This window comes from Aestuariivirga sp. (assembly GCF_044238155.1).
Taxonomy (GTDB): Bacteria; Pseudomonadota; Alphaproteobacteria; order Rhizobiales; family Aestuariivirgaceae; genus Aestuariivirga.
In genome coordinates, this window is the sequence record NZ_JBIIDX010000230.1 from 1 (window position 1) to 3,119 (window position 3,119).

The 3,119-nt window shown below is 61.5% G+C and carries 4 protein-coding genes; all 4 read right to left on the minus strand.

Annotated features, from left to right (window positions below):
* Nucleotides 1–455: 455 nt before the first annotated feature.
* The 4 genes from ACILRN_RS16350 to ACILRN_RS16365 are packed head-to-tail and all read right to left on the minus strand — an operon-like array spanning nucleotide 456 to nucleotide 3,076.
* Nucleotides 456–878: a hypothetical protein gene (locus ACILRN_RS16350; protein WP_395690027.1), complete on the minus strand. Its 423-nt coding sequence runs from the start codon at nucleotides 876–878 to the stop codon at nucleotides 456–458.
* Between the two features lie 46 nt (nucleotides 879–924).
* Entirely contained in the window at nucleotides 925–1,833 is a 909-nt protein-coding gene (locus ACILRN_RS16355; RefSeq protein WP_395690028.1) for a PhzF family phenazine biosynthesis protein, read from the minus strand.
* A complete protein-coding gene (locus ACILRN_RS16360; RefSeq protein WP_395690029.1) occupies nucleotides 1,830–2,576 on the minus strand; it encodes a sulfite exporter TauE/SafE family protein in 747 nt (248 codons plus the stop codon). The genes ACILRN_RS16355 and ACILRN_RS16360 overlap by 4 nt, the downstream gene beginning before the upstream one ends.
* Complete coding sequence (locus tag ACILRN_RS16365) at nucleotides 2,573–3,076, minus strand: heme-degrading domain-containing protein (RefSeq protein WP_395690030.1); 504 nt, start codon at nucleotides 3,074–3,076, stop codon at nucleotides 2,573–2,575. The genes ACILRN_RS16360 and ACILRN_RS16365 overlap by 4 nt, the downstream gene beginning before the upstream one ends.
* Nucleotides 3,077–3,119: the final 43 nt, after the last annotated feature.

Genomic DNA, 3,119 nt, shown 5'->3' on the forward strand with positions numbered 1-3,119 from the left:
AGCCAGCAGAGCAACCAGACGCGCCAAGCGCCGTGGGAAACCCACTACCTTGTCGCGGTGATCATTCGCCTTCCGTCCACCAGCTCGCGAAATCCGCATGCCACCCCTTCTTGGCGCTCGCAGCCCGGCACTTGGTCCACCAAGCTTTCTGAGCAGGCAGCGACAAAAACCGGATGTGGCGAGGTAAGTCGGAGTTGGATGATTCGATCAATAAGTTTGCCCGATTTTCATGATAAATTACTTATATCGTTCTGTGCGAAAACGATTTCGCACTCTCATGGAGGGAAACCTGAAATGCCAACTCAATCTCTGATGAACTGCGGATCAGCGTCCTGAGCCCTTCAACATCGGCGTCACTTAAGCCAAGGCAAGAGTCCAGCCTTGCCACACTGAACATGGATGCCAGCCTGCACAGGCATCATGCCCGCAAGAACAGATCCGATGTAGCAACGGGTTCAGGAGTCGAAGGCGAGAACGGCGAGGATGATGGCGGCGAGAGCGGAGACCCACACACCCGATACAAGCAGTTCAAGACGCGGGTAGAGCGACTGGTCACCGCTGCGCATCATGCGCCCGGCGGTCATGCGGGCCAACCCATGGCACAATGTCAGCAGCACGACAAAGCCGAGCTTCACCACGAACCACACATTGGTTTCTCCGGCGGGTGGCAGGCTGAGCCACAGGCCGATGCCGGTGATCCAGATCGCCAGGATCACCACATCAGCGATGCGGGCCAGCACCCGGCGCAGGAAGGCCAGCACGGCGCGGCGCTCTCCCTGTTCGCCAGCGGCGATGCGGATATTGATATAATTGGCGATGCTCATGCCGGTGCCGGTGGCAATGGCGACAAAATGCGCGGTCAGCAGAATGGTCTTCATTGATGGATAGCCCTCCCCCGGCCGCACCGTCGCCCCGTTCCCCGTGTCAGACTTCTAGCACACCCGACATGATTTGCACGGCCTGTCCAGCTACCCGCACCGCTGCCAGCTTCGAAGACGCCACATCTGCTTCGAGCCACAGGTCCGAGGGGCGGCCCATCTCGTAACCCTGCTCCAGTCGCCAGCGATGGGTGCCGTCCTGGAGTCCCTCAGCCTCCAGAAGCTGAGCAGCAAGAATGGCGGTGGCGGATCCAGTTGCGGGATCCTCCGGGATGCCTTCGCCGGGCGCAAGAGCCCTGGCACGAAACGCTGTGTCCGGGTTTTCGCCCCCGTGCGCATAAATATAAGCCATGACCGTACCCAGACCACGGAAGTTATCCGTCCAAACCGGCTCGCAGGGCCGCGCCCTGGCAAGCGCCTCGCGCGAGCCGAGGGGCACATAGAGAAAGCGCGGCCCTCCCTCCAGCACCCGCATCACGTGCGATCCGAAACCGATATCGGATGCGTCAATTCCAAGGCCCCGGGCCACATCCTCCGGCGTCGGCAAGGCTACATCAACCGCAAACGGCCTCACCGGCGCGGTAAACTGGGCGCGCGGCACATCACCGATGCGGGTGACCTTCACCGGAACCAGCCCCGCCACCGCCTCCAGCGTCAGCGAGGTCTCGAACGAACAGCCCGGCTTGTATTTCTTCTGAGCCAGATGGACGGCGCAGCCCACCGTTGGGTGACCGGCGAAAGGGATTTCCGCCGTGGGCAGGAAGATCCGCACGCTGGCGGCGTTGGCAGAGTTCTTCGGCTTGCACACGAAGATCGTCTCCGAGAGATTGAATTCGCGAGCGATCTCCTGCATCTGCGACGCCGTCAGGGCATCGGCTTCTTCGACGATGGCCAGAGGGTTGCCGCAGAAACGGCTGTTGGTGAACACATCATAGGTGTGGAAGGCAAGCTTCATGTGAACAGCGCCTCATAAACAAGCTTGAGCGAAACCACGAACAGCGCCACTTCAACCAGACGATAGAACAGTTTTTCCGGAATGACGCTGGTGAGCTTGTAGCCTGCGAGCGCGCCTGCCACAGCCACCGGTGAGAGCATGGCAGCCACCTCGAGATTGCCGAGGTTGAACTGACCCAGCGCCCAGTAGGGAACCACCTTAACAAGATTGATGATGGCGAAGACGATGGTGCTGGTTCCGGCGAACATCATCTTCGGCAGTTTCTGGGGCAGAACATAGGCCTGATAGGGCGGCCCCCCTGTGTGAGAGACAAAGCTGGTGAAGCCGGCGATCGTGCCCCAGAACAGACCACGCGGAATGTCCGCGGGTTTCGGCGGGGCATTCGCCTTGCGCAGCACGATGCTGGCGCAATAGTAGATGCCAACGATCCCGACCAGCAGGGTCACCATCCAATCCTCGGTGATATGCGCAGTGGCCCAACCCAGCCCGACGCCGAACACCATGGAAGGAAGCAGGATGATGAGGTTCCTTGGGCTGTACTCGCGCCTGTAGGCCCAGAGACCTACCATGTCGCTCACGATGTAGACCGGCAGCAGCAGCGCTGCCGCTGCAACCGGCGGCATGACGAGCGCGAGCAGCGGCACGCCCAGCACGCCCACCATCGGAAGCCCGCCCTTCGAGGCGCCAACGAAGAACGCTGCGACCCCGGCCACCAGAAAGAACAGCAGGCTGGATTGGATCACGCGTTTTCGGGGCCCAGCGCCAGTCCGCGGTAATCCTGATCGAGAAACCGGCAAAGCATCTCAACGACGAATTCGTGATCCTCGCGCTGTGGAACACCCGACACGGTGACCGCCCCCACCACGCCGGTGCCGGCGAGATGAATGGGAAAGCCACCGCCGGAGGTCGCAAGGTCTATCGGGTCGATGCCGCGCGAGGCGTCAAAGGCCTTGCCCTGGTGCTGATATTCGCGGCCCACCCGGTAGGAGGATTTGTGGAAGCGGTAGACGGTGTTAGCCTTGCGCCGCACCCAGTCCGGGTTTTCCGGCGTGGTGCCGGGAAGGGCGGTGTAGAACAGCGGCCGGTTGCCGATGCGGATGTCGATCACAAACGGCAGCGCCTGCTCCACCGCCGCCTGCCGCATCAGGCTCCCCAGAGCCCAGGCATCCGCCTCGCTGAAGCTCTTGAAGCGCAGCGCCTCTTCCTGCCGCGCGATCTGCGCAATGTCGGTTTCGAGAGTCATGATCTTATCCTACCGTGCGAGCGTTATCCCTTGAACAGAAGAC